Genomic DNA, 16,058 nt, shown 5'->3' with positions numbered 1-16,058 from the left:
AGCCGCGCCATCGCGCTCGGGGCGGGCGTTCCCCTACGCTTAGCGCTGCAGGGAGGGAGTGAGCGGTCGTGGCGGAAACGATGAGTACGGCGCGGGCGATGTGGACGATGTTCGAGCCGGTCCACGATGTGGCGTACTTCGCGCCCGAAGCGCTGGCCGCGCTCACCGAGGCCGGGCTGCGCGGCTACTGGCGCGGTTACTTCGCCGGGCGGGCTGCGCCGCTGGGCGGCGCGGGGGCGGCCGTGGTTACCGCGTCGTTCTACAACTTCGCTCCGGCCTTCGTGGCCCGTGCCATCCCCGGCGTGTGGGACCTGATCACGCCGCCGGAGGCCATCGCGGTGCGCGAGGCGGGCGCGGCGGCCTCGCTGCGGCGGCTGCTGGCCGGCCGGGAGGCCGAGGCGGCGAAGGCAGCATGCCTGCTGTGGCGCGCAGCGCAGGACCTGGACTTCGCCGGACGCGTGCTGTCTGCGGCCAACTCCGAGCTGCCGGTCTCCGCCGACCCCCTGACCCGGCTGTGGCAGGCTACGACGCTGCTGCGCGAGCACCGCGGCGATGGTCACTTCGCCGCGCTGGCTGCCGCCGACATCGACGGGTGCGAGGCAGTCGTGCTGCGGTGCGCGAAAGACATCTCCCGCGATCTGATGCAGCCCGTCCGTGGCTGGACCGATGAGCAGTGGGGCGCCGCGACCGCCCGGCTGACCGAGCGCGGCTGGATCGGCGAGGATGCGGCGCTGACCGCAGCCGGCCGCGCCGCGCACAACGCGGTGGAGGCTGCTACCGATCAGGCCGCTGCCCGGCCCTGGAACCGGATGGGCGCCGCCGGCCTGGCCGAGGTCGCCGACGTTCTCTTGCCGCTCGCCCAGGCCTGTGCCGCCGCGCTTCCTGAGGTAATACCTGTTGGCCGCCTGCAGCCCACCCGGCCCTGACCGCATCGGCGCACAGCACCAGGTCAGCTGCATGACTTACAAGGGAACCGGGGCACTGACTGATGACCGAGCGAGCGCATCCGCCATGGGACGCCAGCTACACGGCCGGCACGCCTGCCCCGTGGGACATCGGCCGGCCGCAGCCGGCCTTCGTCCGGCTAGCTGAGCAGGGCCGCCTGACCGGGCGGCTTGTCGACGCTGGCTGCGGGACCGGCGAGAACGCGCTGCTCGCAGCCAGCTGCGGCGCCGATGTCACCGGCATCGACATTGCACCGACCGCGATCGCGCGGGCGCGCGCGAAAGCGGCCGAGCGCGGGCTGACCGCGCGGTTCGAAGTCGCAGACGCACTCGACCCCGGCCGCCTCGGACTCACCGCCGACACCGTGATCGATAGCGGGGTGTTCCACATATTCGGCGACGACGTCCGGGCCCGGTACGTCGCCAGCCTCGCGGCGGTGCTGAGGCCAGCCGGCATTTGCTACCTCGTGTGCTTCAGCGACCGGCAACCAGGGACCTGGGGCCCGCGCCGCGTCCGCGCAGATGAGCTGCGCGCGGCGTTCAGCGACGGTTGGGCCGTTGAGTCGATTACCGCCGACGCCTTCGAGACCAACCCGGTGAACGGCACGACGCAGGTCCAGGCCTGGCTGGCCACGATCAGGCGTAACTAGCCAGCCGCACCTCACTTCGCCGATGTCGGTGACAGCCGATCATTGGCCCATTGCCCAGCCCTGACGCTCCCGCGTCGCACGCAGTGACAGCCGCCACCCGGGCGCCGATCCGGCGCCCGGAACTTCAAGTCGCGGACTTCCCCACCTGTGCACTACCCGGGCCCACGCAGGCGCGAGGCTCATGCGCCATGTGGGCACTATCCCAGCAGGAAGTTACCGATGCGTCCATGAGGGATCTTCGGCCAGCTTCTCGGCAATGCGGTCGTGGAAGCTCTTGCGAGCCAGCACGCCTGTGATGTCCTCGGCGACGCGGGTCATCGGGTAGGGGATCTCCGCCTCGATCTCGGCGATCGATGCCTCGGTGGCGCGCCACTCGGCGGCGAGCCTGACGACGATTTGCTCCGATTTGGGGGTGAGTGTCACGTTCTTGCTGCGCGCGTCGGGTCCCTGGGTGGTCTTCACCCAGCCGGCGGCGCGCATGGCCGCCACCTTCTGGCTCATCGCCGAGTGCGTCCGGCCCACCGACCGGGCGAGCTCCGCGATCGTCATCGGCCCGCGTGCGTGCAGCCGGATGATCTCCATCACCCAGCTCGTCTTGAGGCCCTTGATGCCGTTCTCGGCGTATATGCGGGCGATCTCGTCGTCCATGCCGGACAGCAGCCGGAACACCTGGCGCCACCGGCTGTGCTCGGTTGGGTCCCGCGAGACGGCCGGGTCCTGCATCACGTCCGCGCTCACGGCATCCATTATAGACGTGATAGCACTTATATAAGCGCTGTTATAGTGATGTCGTGAAGTTGCTCACAGACGTCACCCCCCTGCGCGAGATCCCCGCGTTCCGGCGTCTGTGGCTCGGCAGCATGTTGTCGAGCACCGGCGGCGCGGTGACGACTTTCGCCATGACCCTGCAGGTATGGGAAATCACGCGGTCCACGGCGGCGGTCGGCGGGCTCGGCGTCGCCGCCCTGGTCCCGATGCTGGTCATCGCGCTGCCCGGCGGAACGCTGGCCGACAGGCTCGACCGGCGCAAGCTCGTGCTGGCCATGACCGCGTGCTCGACGGCGGTGTCGGCCCTGCTGTTCGCTCAGGCGCTGACCGGCCTGCGCTGGCTGTGGCTGCTGTACGCGCTCGAGGCGGCTATCAGCGCGATCGGCGCGATCGGCGCGCCCGCGCGCCGCACGTTTATCCCCGCGCTCGTGCCGACCGGTCAGCGGGCGGCGGCCATGGCGCTGAACCGGATCGTCATGCAGACGATGCTGATCGCCGGCCCCGCCCTGGCCGGCGTGGTCGCGGCCGGGTTTGGCGTAAAGGGCTGCTACCTCATTGACACTGTGAGCTTCGCCGGGTCGTTCTACGGCGTCGCCGGGCTCCCGGCCATGACCGCTTCCAAGACCCATGATACGCAGCGGTCCGGGCTGGCTCTCACGCTCGAAGGCCTCTCGTTCATCAAGCGCAGCCAGGCCCTGGCCGGCGCGTTCCTCACCGACCTGAACGCCACGTTCTTCGCCCTGCCGCTATCGCTGTTCCCGGCGATCAACTCCGAGCGGTTCGGAGGCGACCCGCGGACCCTGGGGCTGTTCACGGCGGCGATCGGCGTCGGTGGCATGGTAACTGCGGTGCTGTCCGGGCCGCTGAAGCACATCCCCTGTCACGGATTCGGGATGCTGGTGTGCTCCGCCGTGTGGGGCGGGGCGTTCGCGGTGTTCGCGGTCGCGCCGTCGCTGTGGCTGACGCTGCTCGCGCTGGGCGCGGCGGGCGCGGCGGACACGTTCACCGTGGTGTTCCGCGGGGTGATCGTGCAGGCCGTCACGCCGGAGGAGTTCCGTGGCCGGGTGAACGCGGCGGACTACGTGGTCGGCGCGGGCGGCGGGCAGCTGGGGTCGCTGGAGTCGGGCCTGCTCGGGTCGCTAGTGACGCCGCAGATCAGCGCGCTGACAGGCGGCGTGGCGACCATCCTCGGTGCGGTCGTGATCGGGGCCGCTCTGCCGGGCTTCCGCCGCTACCGGGAAGTCCCCGCCAAGGCAGGACCCGCCCCCGCGAAGGCCCTCAAGGAACCTGCGGTCTAACGCAGCCGTCCTGGGGGAACTGCGCGGTCGCCGCGATGACCCCCGTGTCGGCCGCCGGGACCCGGCCCTTGGAGCCGCTCAGCGTCACGAAGCATGCCTTGTCCAGCGTTGGCAGCACCTCGAGTCGGATCCCGTACGCGCTCCCGCCGGATGAGCCGAGGTGGCGGGACGTTGGCACGCCGGGCACGCCGCATCCACGAGGCCAAGTCAGTGGAGCGTCTCAACACGAGCGTGGTGTCCTACGCAGATGGACCCTGCCCCTACCTGTGATAGCCAGGGCGGCCTCCTCACGGCGGCCCAGTGGGCAGATTTGATGGCCTCATGCGCCCGGTGCGGCCCCCCTGGGTGTGGTGGCTTCAAGCGCGCCGCCTACTGGACCGGGCACAATCGGCTGGTGATCTAGCGCGGGGTGTGGTCTTGGAGGAACCGGCCGACCGCTTCGGTGGCGGCGGGCAGGTGCTCGGGGTCCTTCCACGGCTCGAGCAGCTCGCCGGCCGGCGCGAGTGCGGCGATCTCACGGCCGGTCTCGGCCGGGTGGTACTCATCGACTCCGGGGAGGACGAGGATCGGCGTGCGGAAGGACCGCACCTGGTCCCGGGTCACGCTGACGGCGAAGTCGGGAGCCCACATCGTGGTCGCGAACGCCTCGATCTCCTCGCTGCTGAGATCGTCACGCTTGCCCATGAGCTGCTCGCGCCACTGCTTCCACAGGTTGTCAAAGAGCTCCCGGTTGCTGTCGATGATCCCGACCGGCTGCTCGAGGACGGCCGCGACGACTCGTTCCGGCGCGAGTGCGAGCAGCTTGAGGATGAACGGGCCGCCGATGCAGCAGCCGAACACCAGGAACCGGTCGATGCCAAGATGATCCATGACCGCGAGCTGGTCAGCCGCGTATGCGCCCCACGGGTCGCCGGTCTCAAGCGGGCCGGCGGACTGGCCGGCGTTGCGCTGATCCATCGCGATCATCTGGTACTGCCCGGCGTACGCGGCCAGCGGGTTGATCGCCGCCATCTCCCACAGCGGCACGCTCGAGCGCATCCCCCCTGGCGCCAGCGTCAGCATGGGAAACCCTGTCCCCTGCACGATGTACCAGATCTTCGCCTCGCCAGCCTCGACGTACGGCACACGGGTCTCCTCTCGCGACTCCGATTCCGGGAACCAGCCTATGGCCGGGCCGCCCGTTACGACTGGAATCGGCGTCGTGCCCGGCCGCACAGAACTGCTGTGAGGCACAGCGCGGGGCTGGCCGGCCGTGGTCGCGCCGGGCGAGTGGCCGCTGGCCACGCCGCCCAGGTCCCCGTGGGCGTGGCGGAGCCGTGGCACCGGAGCGGGAACCAGCTGGCCGTTCGGATTAATCCCCGATGTAGAGGGCTCTGGCTCACAGCAGCCGATCGCGGTCATAATCCTCGAAGGCGTGGCGAGCCAGCCGGCGGTGCGGGCGGTGACGAAGATGGCCTCCGCGGCACCGTCGATCATGCCGGCCATCCGGGTGAGGACCGCGACGGCAAGATCGGTATCAGGCGCCGGCAGGCACCGCCGCCCCATGACTGCAAGCATCTCGCCGGCGATCGCCAGCAGCCTGTGTTCCGAACGGATTTCCCAGAGCCGGCCGAGCAGGTAGTTGCCGAGGCGGTCGACCTGGTAGACCGTGTGCCCGAACCCGGGGATCCGCTCGCCGCGGCGGAGCCGGTCGCCAATCACGCGGCCGCGTCAGCGGGCGACCCGATGTCGTCCAGCAGCCGCGTGCCGCCCAGCCGACCCAACACGCCGGCGATCGCGAAGTCCTTTGGCGCCTCGCGCTTGACCAGTCCGCACAGCGAGTCGGCGGTCTCGGCGATGACCCGTCCCCCGCCGTGACCTCCGCCACCGGCCGGCGGGTCGAAGAACATCGTTACCGGTCTCGCCCGATCCGGGTCGCGATCTCAGTTGCCGTATTTCGCCTGGTAGGCGGTGATCGCGGCGTCAAAGCAGGCCAGCGGGGCCCGCAAGATTCCCGCGCCGACCTGGCCGCCGTTGCGGCCGGCCAGGCCGCCGTCAATCACCGGGGTGATGCCGGTGCCGACGACGCGGAAGATGTCGATGCCGACCGGTGTGCCGCGGAACCCGAAGTAGGGGATCAGGAAGTCGGGATGCTCGGCGACCGTGATCTGGTACATGCCAGAGTTCATCCGGATCATCTCCTCCGCCGAGCCGCCCTGGTAGGCCTGAAGGCCGAACGCCGCTGCCTGGGCGAACCCGCCGAGACCGACGGTCTCGGTGATGTGGCTCTCGCCGCCGATCCACTGCACGTCCTCGGCAGTGAACCCATCGAACAGCCTGCAGGAGACCTCGGGCAGCGGGCCGCTGAACCATTCGTCGCCGAGCCCGCTCACCCGGATCGCGAAGTTGCGGCAGCTGATCGTCATGGCGGTGACCACGCTGGCGGCGGGGACGTCACAGGCTGCGTCGGCCATGGCCTTGGCCGCGGCCATGGACAGGCGCAGGAACGAGTAGTCGCTGGCGGCGAAGAACCGCAGCGCGGTCAGCGCCCGCTCACGTGATATCCCGACTGCGTACTCGATGAACTGCGGCATCAGTTCCCGGGTGAACAGGGTGGTGGCGGCGGTGTTGCGGCTGTGCAGCTCATCGCCCATGCGCAGCGCGCGGCTGATGATGGGCTTGAGCGCGATCCCGCCGCTCCCGCGGACGACCGCCTGCAGGACCGGTGCCAGTTCGTCGCGCAGGAAATCCAGCCCGCGGCGGACCTCGTCGTTGTACGAGCCGTAGTTCAGCCGGTGCCGCGACTCCCCCTCGTAGAAATTGCAGTAGGCGCGGTTGCCGCCGACCGCGTTCTCGACGACGAAGACCGGCATGGAGGCGGTGTAGATGCCAGCCACGGACCCGACGCAGCCGTGGTCGTGGGTCGCGCCGAGCACGATGCGGCCGTCGCGGAGCTTGGCGTCAGCGTCCTCGGCGCTAGCGGCCAGGCCTTCATAAAGCGCGCCGTAGATCACCGCGTTGCGCTGGCCGCCGTCGTACATATCCCAGTCCATCGGCGGCCCGGAGGTGAGGATGACGTTCGGCCTGATCCCCGGGATCGCCTGGCCGGCCGGCAGCACATCGACAAGCACCGGCTGAGCCCCGGTCATCCGCCTGACCGCCTCGGCATTGGCCGCAGCACGCTCTGGTTCGCCCACCATCCTCACCTCAGTCCTCACCACAGCCGCAGGTACTTTGCCACTTCCCATTCACTGACCACCGTGTTGTACTGCTCCCACTCCTCGCGCTTGAGCCGGACGTAGTGGGCGTGTACTTCGGAGCCGAGTACTTTCTGCAGGAACTCGCTTTCCTCCAACGCGGTGACGGCGTCGCCGAGAGTCCGCGGCAGCCGCTGCACGCCCAGCGCTGCCAGTTCGTCCTCGGTCATCTTGTAGGTGTCGCTATTGACCGGCTCGGGTGGCTTGAGTTCGCGCCTGATGCCGTCCAGGCCCGCGGCGAGGACGAGGGCGGCAGCGAGGTAGAAGTTGACCGCGCTGTCGGCGCTGCGGACCTCTAGGCAGCGCCGGTTGATCGGCAGCCGGCACATCAAGGTCCGGTTGTTGTGGCCCCAGGCCTGGAAGACCGGCGCCCAGGAGATCTCCTGCATCAGGCCGCGGGGCATCAGGCGCTTATAGGAGTTGACGGTCGGCGATAGCACCGCCATCAGCGCCGCCCCGTGCGCCAGCACTCCGGCGGTGAACTGGGACGCCACTGCGCTGTAGGCGCCATCCCTCGGGGCAGAAACCAGGTCGCTGGCGCCGGGTCCGGGACGGCCGCCATGCCCGCCGTCGAAGGCGTTCTTGCCGGTCTGCAGTTCGGCGAGGCTGACGTTGAGGTGAGCCCCGGAGCCAAACCCGTCCTGGAATGGCTTGGGCATGAACGAGGCGAAGCAGCCCAGTGTCCGCGCCACGTGCTTGGCCATCAGCCGGAAGATCAGCATGCGGTCGGCCATGCGCACCACGTCGGTGTAGCCGAAGTCGAACTCGTACTGCCCGTCGCCGCCTTCGTGGTCGAAGGAGTACACATCCCACCCGAGCTCATTCATGTAACCGACCATCGGGCTCAGGAACCCGTCGGCCAGCACGGTGGTTTCCAGGTCGTAGCCTCTGGTGGGAGCGTTGACCAAATCCTCGGGGATCCACGGGACCGGACCGCTGCCAGTCTCGCGCAGCACGTAAAGCTCCGGCTCGACGCCCATGTTCATCCGGTAGCCGAGGGTGGCAGCCTCGGCCACCTGGTTCTGCAGCAGGCGGCGGAAATCGAATGGGTACGGCGCGCCGTGGAAGTACAGGTTAGCGGGCGCGACCGCGTACCGCCTGTCCCAGGGCAGGACGGTGATCTCATCAAGGTCGGGCACGCCGGAGCACTCGTCTTCGTTGGGGCCGAGTTCGCCCATGCCGTCGAGGGCGCCGACCGTGTACAGCTCGGATCCGGCCGCCGCGTCCGCGAGGTGCTCGACGGGCACGCACTTGGACTTGGGTACGCCGTGTACGTCGGTGTAGGCGCCGAAAACGTACCGGACGCCTTGTGCCGTGAGTTCTTGCTGCAACTGCCCGATGTCAGCCACTGCGCTCCTTGCCCGTCGTTGTTCTCCTGTGCCTGCCATGCCCGCCAGGTCACCCGCTCACGGCCTGGTAACGGAGCAGCTTGCCGTTTCCGATGGTGAGCAGCACCCCGCGCAGGATGCCCTCGCCGTACTCCGAGCCGACGTTGATGGCTGTGGTGCGGCCGATCGTGACTGAGCCGCCTGACTCGTGGATGTGGCCGTGCAACGTCAGCAGCGGCTGGATGTTCTCGATAGCCTCGCGGACCGCGACCGAGCCCACCGGCGCGGTCATCTGCGCGCCCGCGGCCGTCTTCACCTTCAGGTCCTGGCCTAGCAGCGGCGCGGTATCCAGCCTGGAGTTGTACGGCGGGACGTGGATATTGAAGATCGCGGTTTCCGGCTGCTCGAGGCGGTCGGTCATCCGTTTCAGATGTTCACGGATCTCGTCCTCGGTGTACTCGCGGTGGGTGTCCCACGGCGTGATGTTGGTGTAGCCGGTGCTGAGCATCTGCATGCCGGGGGCCAGCTCGACGATCTCTCCCTCGACGAACCGCAGCCGGCCGTCGCCGTGGGCGCGGAGCACATCGTCGATGGCAAGTGGGTCGTCGTTGCCGGGAGCGGCGTATATGCTCACCGGGCTCCCGTCGAGCTTGGTCTTGGCGTACTCGACCCAGCGCTGCACGGTCTTGCGCATAACCCGGTCGAATAGTGCCTCAACCTGATCTGGATGATCGGCATAGTGCTGGTATTCGTCGGGATCCATCCGCTCGGTGTACATGCCGCTGTTCGCCGCCCGCTGCTCGAAGTCCTCGACCGTGCGGTCGTCCAGCTTCTCCTCATGGCCGTGGAACTGGGCCACGTACCGGCCGGGGCGGACAGTAACGATCGGGACCACGACCTTCGCGCTGATGTCGCCGCCGAGCAGCAGCGTGTCGGCGCCGTAGAACTTGGCGGCAGCGACGAACTTCTTGAAGCACACCTCGGAACCGTGCAGGTCTGATGCGAAGAAAATGGTGCGTTCGGCTTCGCTGAACGGGATTTCCGGTTTCTTGCGCAGCAGCCTCATCAGTAGGTGGCCTCCCGGTCATCGACGTCCTGCCACCATTGCTTACGCTCGCCGATCTTCTCTCGCATCCGCCAGCCCAGTGTCTTGTCCTGGGCATCGATCATGCCCATCAGCTGCTCAATGCCGCGCCGCACGCGGGCGCACCCGCCCTCAGTGAGGCTGGCCAGCTCCGCCGAGGTCAGGTACTCCGCGATGCGTCCCAGATTGCGGGTGGCGGTGTGATGGAAGCCCCAGTCCCGGGCCAGCAGCCTGGCTATGTGCGCCGCGTCGATCCCCTCAGCGCCGTCCTCGCCTACCTTGTGGGTTGCCAGCAGCACACTGGCATCGATCAGGTCGGTGGTGGTCATCTGCACGATCTGGATCTTCTGCAGCAGCAGTTCCTCGATCGGGATGGTGACCGGATGGGCTGTCAGGCGACCGGTCAGCTCGATCCGGTGGCAGAAGTCCAGCCGTTCCACGAACACGTCGATCTCGATACCGCTTCCGGCGTGGGCGAAGCTGTACCGGGTGCCCTCCATCGCGACGAGCAGGTCCCGGTCGACCACGTAGCCGCGACCCTCCAGCAGCCGGCGCATGCCCTTCCTGTGCTGCTGCGGGACGATGAAGTCGATGTCTTTGGCAGGCCGCCCGAGCCGGTCCATCAGCGGGCCCGGCTGCTGGCAGTGCAGCCGGATGCCCGCCGAGCCTACGACCCGGAGCGTGACGTCCTGGTTTGCTGCCGCCCGGACGATCGCGACGGCCTCGGCCTGAAGTTGCTCCCAGTTACCGGCCATGGTCCCGGTACTCATCGCGGCGTGCTCTCGGTCCGGCAGTCATTCGATGGGGATCTGCTGGAACGCGAGGCTGATGTCGATGCCCCGCCGTTTCCTGTACCACTTGATGCCGACGTACCAGCCGGTGCCAACGACCAGGGCACCGAGGGTGATCCACGCTTCGACGGGCATCCTGGACGGGTGAATGAGCGGGCCCGCGGCGTTCGGGTCATTCCATAGCAGCCAGAACATGACGGCAAAGAAGACAGCGGAGATCGCACCGGCGGCCGGCATGATCGGGATGCGGGCGACCTTGAAGTTCCGGGCAGGCGAGGCCTCGTACAACCGCTTGCGGGTGAACGGGAACAAGACGGCGGCGATCATGACGGCGCCCCAGATCACGAGCAGGACTTCGATGAACGTCAGGAACGCCACGGCCTTGAACGCGATGAACCACATGAACACAACGGCACCGGCCGTCGATGTCCCGATGGCAACTACCGGGGTGTGCACATTCTCGCTCACATAACCGAGCCGGTTCGGCGCCACCCGGTCGAACGACCAGGCGATCATCGACCGCGTCGTGTAGGCGAGTTCTGCTGGAATCCAGAACCAGATCCATGCGGCGAAGGTGGCCAGGATGACCACCGACAAGACGACGTTGTGCCCGAGCACGCCGGCCAGCACCGCGAACCACGGTGCCGTGGCGGTAGTGCCGCCGGACACTCCGGTCAGCGCGTTGTAGGCAATCGCGCCCTGGAAGGTGTACCCGAAGTCCTTGTTTGCCAGCAGCGCGAACAGCGCGATCACTACTCCGGTGGCCACCACGGCGCCGAGCATCCCGAGCAACTGCGAGCGGCTCACCTTCTTGATCTCACCGCCAATGCCGATCGACTGGACCGCTCCGAGCAGCGGCAGCAAAGGCCACACGATGAACTTCCAGCTCTCCCCGAAGCTGCTGGCCGCCGACACGAATCCGTGCTTGCCCGCGGTGGTGATGACCTGCTGGTAGTGCAGCCCGGTATAGGTGCTGAGGCTCGAGGCAAATCCGGCGCGACTGCCGGCGAGCATGACGATCGCGATCACGATCAGGCCGAGGACGGCTATTACGAAGAGCACCCGCTGAACGGTGAAGTAGCGCCGGGTGCCGGAGATCAGCAAAGCGCCTGCTACGACGATGATCAGCGTTCCTATCCAGAAAACGCCGGCGGGCGTGGCCACGCTCGTGCCCCAGCTCACCAGTGTCGAGTTGCGTGCGACCGTGCCGACCGCGCCGAAAAATGACGACAGCCCCACCTGGACGATCAAGCCTGCTGCCAGCGCCGCGTAGTAAAGCAGGATGATCGTCTCGATCAGCGACATGACGAAGGCGACGCCCGGGTTGATCGTCCGGGAGAGAAAGACATACACCCCGCCGGACCTGGGGAACACCACCGACCAGCAGTAGAAGGCGGCCGCCACGAACAGCATCCCAGCGGCGGCCAGCAGCGTCGATACCCACGGCTGTGCGCCCGGATACAGGCTCGGGCCGTAGTACTGGTTGTAGGCGATGGCGATGCCTACCGACACCAGGCCGACGTTGAAGATGAAGACGTCGAGCGTGGTCCCCACCCGGATGAGGCCTGACGCCTTACGCGAGAAAACGCCAGGGGCAACCGAGGAGTCCGATGCCACGGCTTCAGCCATCGTCCCCACCTCCCGGAGCGATATCGGTGGTGCAAGGGCAGTGGCTGGAGCGTACGGTCGGATGGATCGGAAGTCAATAATTTTCCGCTTCTAATGTTCGAATATCGGTTATATTAGACAAGAAAGAAACGAGATCCGAACAGGATGGCGACGATGACCGAACCGCATGACGCGCAGCCATGGCCGTACCAGCAGTCGGCGCACGGCGGGGAAGGCCTCCTTGATGAGGTCGACCGGCGGATCATCAAGATCCTCCAGGCCGACGGCCGCCGGCCGAACACCGAGATCGCCAGGGAACTGCACCTGTCCGAGACAACGATCCGCAAGCGCGTGGCGCAGCTTGTCTCCCGCGGCCTCATCAACATCGTCGCCGTGCCGACGCCGCGCGCGGTCGGCATGAACCTGTCAGCCATCATCGGCATCTCAGTAACGCTGCCGCGGATAAGGCACGTCAGCGAGGACCTCAAACGCCAGCGCGAGGTCCGCTACGTCGGCGTGTCAACCGGGCGCTACGACATCATCGTCGAGGCTTTCTTCTTCAACCAGCAGCACTTCCTGGACTTCATCTCCAACCGTCTCGGCAAGATGGACGGCATCACCGGCCTGGAGACCTCCGTCATCTTGGACGTGGTCAAGTTCTCCTATGAGTGGGAGATCGCCTGATCGCCCCGAACGACCGTGGCCTAGCCGGCCGGGCGGCGGGCGGGACACGTTGCAGCATCGCTCATCACCAGGACCTGCGCCGGCCCGGCCGCCAGGTTCCGGCTATCCCCGCAGGAGGGCGCGGCGGTCGTGCGGCCTGCCGACCGGTGTCAGTACGCGGCCAGCCGTGCCCGCTCCTGCGCCGCGAACGCCACCCGGCTTGCGGGCACCGGCGTCCCACAGCACGGTGACAACCCGCGCCTGCGCCGCGGTCACGCCCGCCGGCGTCAGGATCGTCTCCCGCGTCGTCGGGCTGGCGGTGCCCACCCGCTCCACCTCGATCCGCACCCTCAGCTGCCGGCCGGAGTAGCGGACCCCGGCGCGCATGCCGGTCTCCACCCGGGCCACCACGTAGTGCGGATCGCGCCCCAGCGCCTGCACGTAGAAGGCGTCCCGGCCCTCCTCCAGGCAGGTCAGGAACACCGCGTGGTTGACCACAGTTTAGCCCTATCCGCCATGCGCATCATTGTCTCCATTGGGCGGCGCTCGAGTCCCGGTCTAGGAAAGCCTTTGGGTGCGGCGCCTGATCCCGGTCTGGCGTGCGTCACCATCGCCGGCCGAGCGACGGCCGGCGGCTTCAGTCCAACCGGTTGTTCCCTGGCCGCGGGAGCCGTCTGGGGAGCCGCGACGATGCCGGTCGGCTCAGGGACCTCCTATGGATGCACGGCGTACGCCACCTTCTGGAGTGCTCTTATGCACGCCGGTTCGAGGCTGACCTGGTAAGGAGGTGGTTCATCGAGGTCTGGAGTGAATGGCGCGAGGGCAGGACGCCGACGTTGGCCGAGGCGGTCGGCGCCTTTATCTGGTACGCGGAGCACGACACGTACCAGCGCACCGATCCGGATGCCGGGGACGGCCGGGTGCGGGTGTGGCCGTAGGATCTGCTTACTGCGCTGTGGCCTGGTACTACGACCAACGGCAGATCGATGGATGGGACTACGGCATCGGTGCTCAACGAGCGCGGCCGCCACGGCAGCCAACGAGGCGGTCCCGCTGGAACCGATCACCGCCTGGGGACTTCAGCCCGCCGGCGTCGCCCGCCCATGGAACACGGCCGGCCGGTGGTGCGGGGTCCGGGTCGCTGGCGGCCCGGCCGCGATCGGCACGGTCAGGGGGAAGCGGCATGAGCGGTGAGGTCATCACGGCGGTCTACGAGATCAGCTCGGAGGATCCGGCCGGGCGCGCGGCACAGGTCGCGGTCGAGCAGAGTCACGAGCTGCCGACCGAACTCGCCCCCGGCAACGCGGTCCGCGATTCGCTGGCCCGCGTGCGCTCGGTTCTGCGGCGGCCGGGGCTGGCCGCGCTGGCGACCGTCGACTACCCGGCCGATCTGGCCGGGGCCGAACTCGGGCAGCTGCTGGTGCTGCTGCTTGGCAACGTGTCGCTGCAGGACGGCGTACGCCTGGTCGACGTGACGCTGCCGGCCCGCCTGGCCGCCGCGCTGCCCGGGCCGCGGCTGGGCATCGCCGGGGTCCGCGCGCTTGTCGGCGAACCCGGCCGCGCCCTGCTCGCGACCGCGCTCAAACCCGTCGGGATGACCCCGCAGCAGCTCGCCGGCCTGGCCTATGAGATCGCGGCCGGCGGACTGCACATCCTCAAAGAGGACCAGGGCCTTGCCAACCAGCCCTGGGCGCCGTTCGCCGAACGGGTGCCGCGGGTGGCCGAGGCGGTGCGCCGGGCCAACCAGGACACCGGCGGCCGCAGCATCTACCTGCCGTGCGTCAACGGCCCGGCCGCCGGCTTCCCCGGCCAGGTCCGTCTCGCCCGGCAGGCGGGGGCGCACGGCGTCATGGTGCTGCCCGGTATCGCGGGTTTCGGCGCCCTCGCCCGTGCGGCCGAGGTCTTCCCCGGCGGCATGGTGCTCGCGCACCCCTCGTTCCTGGGCGGCTTCACCGCCTCGCCTGGCCACGGCATCGCGCCGGACGTGCTGTTCGGCACGCTGCTGCGGCTGGCCGGCGCGGACGCGACCATCTTCCCGGGCTTCGGCGGCCGGTTCAGCCTCTCGCGCGAGCAGTGCCTGGCCATTGCGGAGGCGGCCCGGCGCCCGCTGCACGACATCGCGCCGGCGTTGCCGGCCCCCGGCGGAGGCATGTCGATCGACCGGGCACCCGAACTGCTGGACGCCTACGGTCCCGACACCATCTTCCTCATCGGGGCGGACCTGCAGCGCGGCGGCAATCCCCGCCGTGCGGCCGAGCGGCTCCTCGCCGCCACCCGGTGACTCAGACCCGGATGAACGCCGCGACCCGCGGGTCACGGCGCAGCGCCGCCAGGTCTTCCCCGCCCGGCAGCACCGGGCGGTCACGGTCGGCCCTGACCGCGCAAAGGAAACCGAGCAGCTCATCGTCCGCGGCCCGGAACTGGTGCCAACCCCAGCCCGGGACGAAGACCACATCGTGCAGCGCGAGCCGCACGATCCGGTCCACGACCAGCGCGCTGCCCCGGCCCCGGATCGGAATGACCACGTGGGTATGCTCGTGGCGCTCCAGCGTCGTGTACCCACCGGGGCCAACCTCGAAGTAGCGCAGGCAGGTGCCCTGCCCGTGTTCGGCTCCGGTGAGGACCTGCCGGGTCACCGAGCGGAAGGTACCGTCCGCCTCCTTGTAGGCAAGCACGGCACCGCCCTCCCAGACAAAGGGCCTGCTCTGGCGGCGATGGGTGACCGGGCCCGCGGACGTCGAGGTCATGCACGCAATCCTAGGCCCGGCCGCCGCCAAGTGCCCACACCGCGCGGATCGGCGTCCGCCGACACCGGCACGAGTGGCTGCCGCACTTTCGGGAGTTCATGCCCGGCGAGGAAGGTGGCGTGAAATCCGCCAGCCGATGACGCGGGCTAACGGGAAAGCCCGTCACGGGGAGCAACCTGAGCCTTTGCGCACCCACGCAAATACCCGCCTATGATCGGCACTCTGCTGCCGAGATGGCCATCCGCTGCCAGGCCGGAATCGACTGTATGCGCGGCCGGTCGTGTGGCGTATCCAGTCGTCGGTAGTTGCGGTTGTGTTGACCTTCTGCTGGTCGGGCTGCTGTTCCGGATCCTCGCCGAGCGGGAGGAACGAGCCGCCATGGCAATCGGGACAGCGAATCTGCATATCCATATTGTGACTGCCAGGCTGGTGACCAGTGCTGAGGGCCGCTGCTTGGCCGGCGTGCGGGTGATACGGACCTGATGATGCTGCCTGGACCAAGCTGGCGTCTACGGGGCGGACTCTGCCGTGCTGGCAGAACTAACTACACGATTCCTGCACCGCGCCTCGGCCCGCTAGAGTGGACGGGCATCTTGCCCCTCTAGATGAGTGATTCCTTATGGGTTCAGTTGTCGAAGGCGATCAGCGATCGTTTGACGGGTTCGCCGGTGGTCCAGTTGTGCCAGATGCAGGCGGCCATGGCCAGCAGCCGCTGGGTGACCCGGGCATACAGGCCCTCGGTGGTGCGGCCGCCGTGCCGTTCGAGGTCGAGCTGGCCCTTGAGGGTGTCGTTGACCGATTCGATCCACTGCCGGATCCAGCCGGCCGACCCGTGCCGGGGCGCCTCGTCGCGCCGGTCCGGGCGGACCAGCCGCAGCTGGTATGCGCTGGTGACCAGGTCCTCGAAGTCCCGCCCGGCGAAGCCCTTGTCGCCGACCAGG

General features: G+C 68.5%; 18 protein-coding genes and 1 pseudogene. 7 read left to right on the top strand and 12 right to left on the bottom strand.

Annotated features, from left to right (window positions below; all coding sequences use genetic code 11):
• The first annotated feature begins 68 nt into the window (after positions 1-68).
• Entirely contained in the window at positions 69-926 is an 858-nt protein-coding gene (locus Q1N79_RS23005; protein WP_300612300.1) for a hypothetical protein, read from the top strand.
• A 62-nt stretch (positions 927-988) separates the two neighbouring features.
• Positions 989-1,594: a class I SAM-dependent methyltransferase gene (locus Q1N79_RS23000; RefSeq protein WP_300612298.1), complete on the top strand. Its 606-nt coding sequence runs from the start codon at positions 989-991 to the stop codon at positions 1,592-1,594.
• A 213-nt stretch (positions 1,595-1,807) separates the two neighbouring features.
• Here Q1N79_RS23000 and Q1N79_RS22995 read toward each other — a convergent pair whose 3' ends face one another.
• Positions 1,808-2,332 carry a MarR family winged helix-turn-helix transcriptional regulator gene (locus tag Q1N79_RS22995; protein WP_300612297.1) on the bottom strand — a complete coding sequence of 175 codons (525 nt, stop codon included), beginning with the start codon at positions 2,330-2,332 and terminating at the stop codon, positions 1,808-1,810.
• A 53-nt stretch (positions 2,333-2,385) separates the two neighbouring features.
• On the opposite strand from Q1N79_RS22995, the gene Q1N79_RS22990 reads away from it, so the two are divergent.
• The gene (locus tag Q1N79_RS22990) at positions 2,386-3,660 is read left to right on the top strand and encodes an MFS transporter (RefSeq protein ID WP_300612295.1); all 1,275 of its coding nucleotides are present in this window, start codon (positions 2,386-2,388) and stop codon (positions 3,658-3,660) included.
• Here the strand turns inward: Q1N79_RS22990 and Q1N79_RS22985 are convergent.
• The 8 genes from Q1N79_RS22985 to Q1N79_RS22950 all read right to left on the bottom strand — a co-directional run bounded on the left by Q1N79_RS22985 (position 3,641) and on the right by Q1N79_RS22950 (position 11,728).
• Positions 3,641-3,847 (bottom strand): hypothetical protein, encoded by a 207-nt coding sequence (locus Q1N79_RS22985; RefSeq protein WP_300612293.1) that lies wholly within the window; start codon positions 3,845-3,847, stop codon positions 3,641-3,643. The genes Q1N79_RS22990 and Q1N79_RS22985 overlap by 20 nt on opposite strands.
• Positions 3,848-4,059: 212 nt before the next feature.
• Positions 4,060-5,361: an alpha/beta fold hydrolase gene (locus Q1N79_RS22980; protein ID WP_300612291.1), complete on the bottom strand. Its 1,302-nt coding sequence runs from the start codon at positions 5,359-5,361 to the stop codon at positions 4,060-4,062.
• Positions 5,358-5,549, bottom strand: coding sequence for a hypothetical protein (locus tag Q1N79_RS22975; protein WP_300612289.1), 192 nt, complete (start codon positions 5,547-5,549; stop codon positions 5,358-5,360). The genes Q1N79_RS22980 and Q1N79_RS22975 overlap by 4 nt, the downstream gene beginning before the upstream one ends.
• Before the next feature lie 33 nt (positions 5,550-5,582).
• A complete protein-coding gene (locus tag Q1N79_RS22970) occupies positions 5,583-6,836 on the bottom strand; it encodes a DUF1116 domain-containing protein (RefSeq protein ID WP_300612287.1) in 1,254 nt (417 codons plus the stop codon).
• Positions 6,837-6,853: 17 nt separating this feature from the next.
• Entirely contained in the window at positions 6,854-8,245 is a 1,392-nt protein-coding gene (locus Q1N79_RS22965; RefSeq protein WP_300612285.1) for a hypothetical protein, read from the bottom strand.
• A gap of 49 nt (positions 8,246-8,294) precedes the next feature.
• A complete protein-coding gene (locus Q1N79_RS22960; protein ID WP_300612283.1) occupies positions 8,295-9,290 on the bottom strand; it encodes a hypothetical protein in 996 nt (331 codons plus the stop codon).
• Positions 9,290-10,078: a hypothetical protein gene (locus Q1N79_RS22955; protein WP_300612281.1), complete on the bottom strand. Its 789-nt coding sequence runs from the start codon at positions 10,076-10,078 to the stop codon at positions 9,290-9,292. The genes Q1N79_RS22960 and Q1N79_RS22955 overlap by 1 nt, the downstream gene beginning before the upstream one ends.
• Positions 10,079-10,102: 24 nt before the next feature.
• Complete coding sequence (locus tag Q1N79_RS22950) at positions 10,103-11,728, bottom strand: amino acid permease (RefSeq protein WP_300612279.1); 1,626 nt, start codon at positions 11,726-11,728, stop codon at positions 10,103-10,105.
• A gap of 153 nt (positions 11,729-11,881) precedes the next feature.
• Here Q1N79_RS22950 and Q1N79_RS22945 point away from each other — a divergent pair, with 153 nt between their 5' ends.
• Entirely contained in the window at positions 11,882-12,391 is a 510-nt protein-coding gene (locus Q1N79_RS22945) for an Lrp/AsnC family transcriptional regulator (RefSeq protein WP_300612277.1), read from the top strand.
• A gap of 102 nt (positions 12,392-12,493) precedes the next feature.
• On the opposite strand, the gene Q1N79_RS22940 is transcribed toward Q1N79_RS22945, so the two are convergent.
• Complete coding sequence (locus Q1N79_RS22940; RefSeq protein WP_300612275.1) at positions 12,494-12,868, bottom strand: hypothetical protein; 375 nt, start codon at positions 12,866-12,868, stop codon at positions 12,494-12,496.
• 221 nt (positions 12,869-13,089) lie between these two features.
• Between Q1N79_RS22940 and Q1N79_RS22935 the strand changes: the two genes are divergently transcribed.
• The 3 genes from Q1N79_RS22935 to Q1N79_RS22925 are packed head-to-tail and all read left to right on the top strand — an operon-like array spanning position 13,090 to position 14,651.
• On the top strand, positions 13,090-13,308 hold the full coding sequence (locus Q1N79_RS22935; protein WP_300612273.1) for a hypothetical protein: 219 nt from the start codon (positions 13,090-13,092) through the stop codon (positions 13,306-13,308).
• A 52-nt stretch (positions 13,309-13,360) separates the two neighbouring features.
• A complete protein-coding gene (locus Q1N79_RS22930) occupies positions 13,361-13,564 on the top strand; it encodes a hypothetical protein (RefSeq protein ID WP_300612271.1) in 204 nt (67 codons plus the stop codon).
• Positions 13,554-14,651, top strand: coding sequence for a RuBisCO large subunit C-terminal-like domain-containing protein (locus Q1N79_RS22925; protein WP_300612269.1), 1,098 nt, complete (start codon positions 13,554-13,556; stop codon positions 14,649-14,651). The genes Q1N79_RS22930 and Q1N79_RS22925 overlap by 11 nt, the downstream gene beginning before the upstream one ends.
• Before the next feature lies 1 nt (position 14,652).
• Here the strand turns inward: Q1N79_RS22925 and Q1N79_RS22920 are convergent, their stop codons facing one another.
• Together Q1N79_RS22920 and Q1N79_RS22915 are read right to left on the bottom strand one after the other, a co-directional pair.
• Positions 14,653-15,117: a cupin domain-containing protein gene (locus tag Q1N79_RS22920; RefSeq protein WP_300612267.1), complete on the bottom strand. Its 465-nt coding sequence runs from the start codon at positions 15,115-15,117 to the stop codon at positions 14,653-14,655.
• Between the two features lie 625 nt (positions 15,118-15,742).
• Positions 15,743-16,058 (bottom strand): annotated as a pseudogene (locus Q1N79_RS22915) (IS982 family transposase); the annotation flags it as partial.

This window comes from Trebonia sp. (genome assembly GCF_030042015.1).
Taxonomy (GTDB): Bacteria; Actinomycetota; Actinomycetes; order Streptosporangiales; family Streptosporangiaceae; genus Trebonia.
This window is presented reverse-complemented; position numbering and strand designations above follow the sequence as displayed.

Bases quoted from the DNA above. Each gene is read 5' to 3' on its own strand.
- Q1N79_RS22955 (WP_300612281.1), bottom strand. From the start codon at position 10,078: ATGAGTACCGGGACCATGGCCGGTAACTGGGAGCAACTTCAGGCCGAG.
- Q1N79_RS22930 (WP_300612271.1), top strand. From the start codon at position 13,361: ATGGGACTACGGCATCGGTGCTCAACGAGCGCGGCCGCCACGGCAGCC.
- Q1N79_RS23000 (WP_300612298.1), top strand. From the start codon at position 989: ATGACCGAGCGAGCGCATCCGCCATGGGACGCCAGCTACACGGCCGGC.
- Q1N79_RS22935 (WP_300612273.1), top strand. From the start codon at position 13,090: ATGCACGGCGTACGCCACCTTCTGGAGTGCTCTTATGCACGCCGGTTC.
- Q1N79_RS22945 (WP_300612277.1), top strand. From the start codon at position 11,882: ATGACCGAACCGCATGACGCGCAGCCATGGCCGTACCAGCAGTCGGCG.
- Q1N79_RS22950 (WP_300612279.1), bottom strand. From the start codon at position 11,728: ATGGCTGAAGCCGTGGCATCGGACTCCTCGGTTGCCCCTGGCGTTTTC.
- Q1N79_RS22925 (WP_300612269.1), top strand. From the start codon at position 13,554: ATGAGCGGTGAGGTCATCACGGCGGTCTACGAGATCAGCTCGGAGGAT.
- Q1N79_RS22960 (WP_300612283.1), bottom strand. From the start codon at position 9,290: ATGAGGCTGCTGCGCAAGAAACCGGAAATCCCGTTCAGCGAAGCCGAA.
- Q1N79_RS22975 (WP_300612289.1), bottom strand. From the start codon at position 5,549: ATGTTCTTCGACCCGCCGGCCGGTGGCGGAGGTCACGGCGGGGGACGG.
- Q1N79_RS22920 (WP_300612267.1), bottom strand. From the start codon at position 15,117: ATGACCTCGACGTCCGCGGGCCCGGTCACCCATCGCCGCCAGAGCAGG.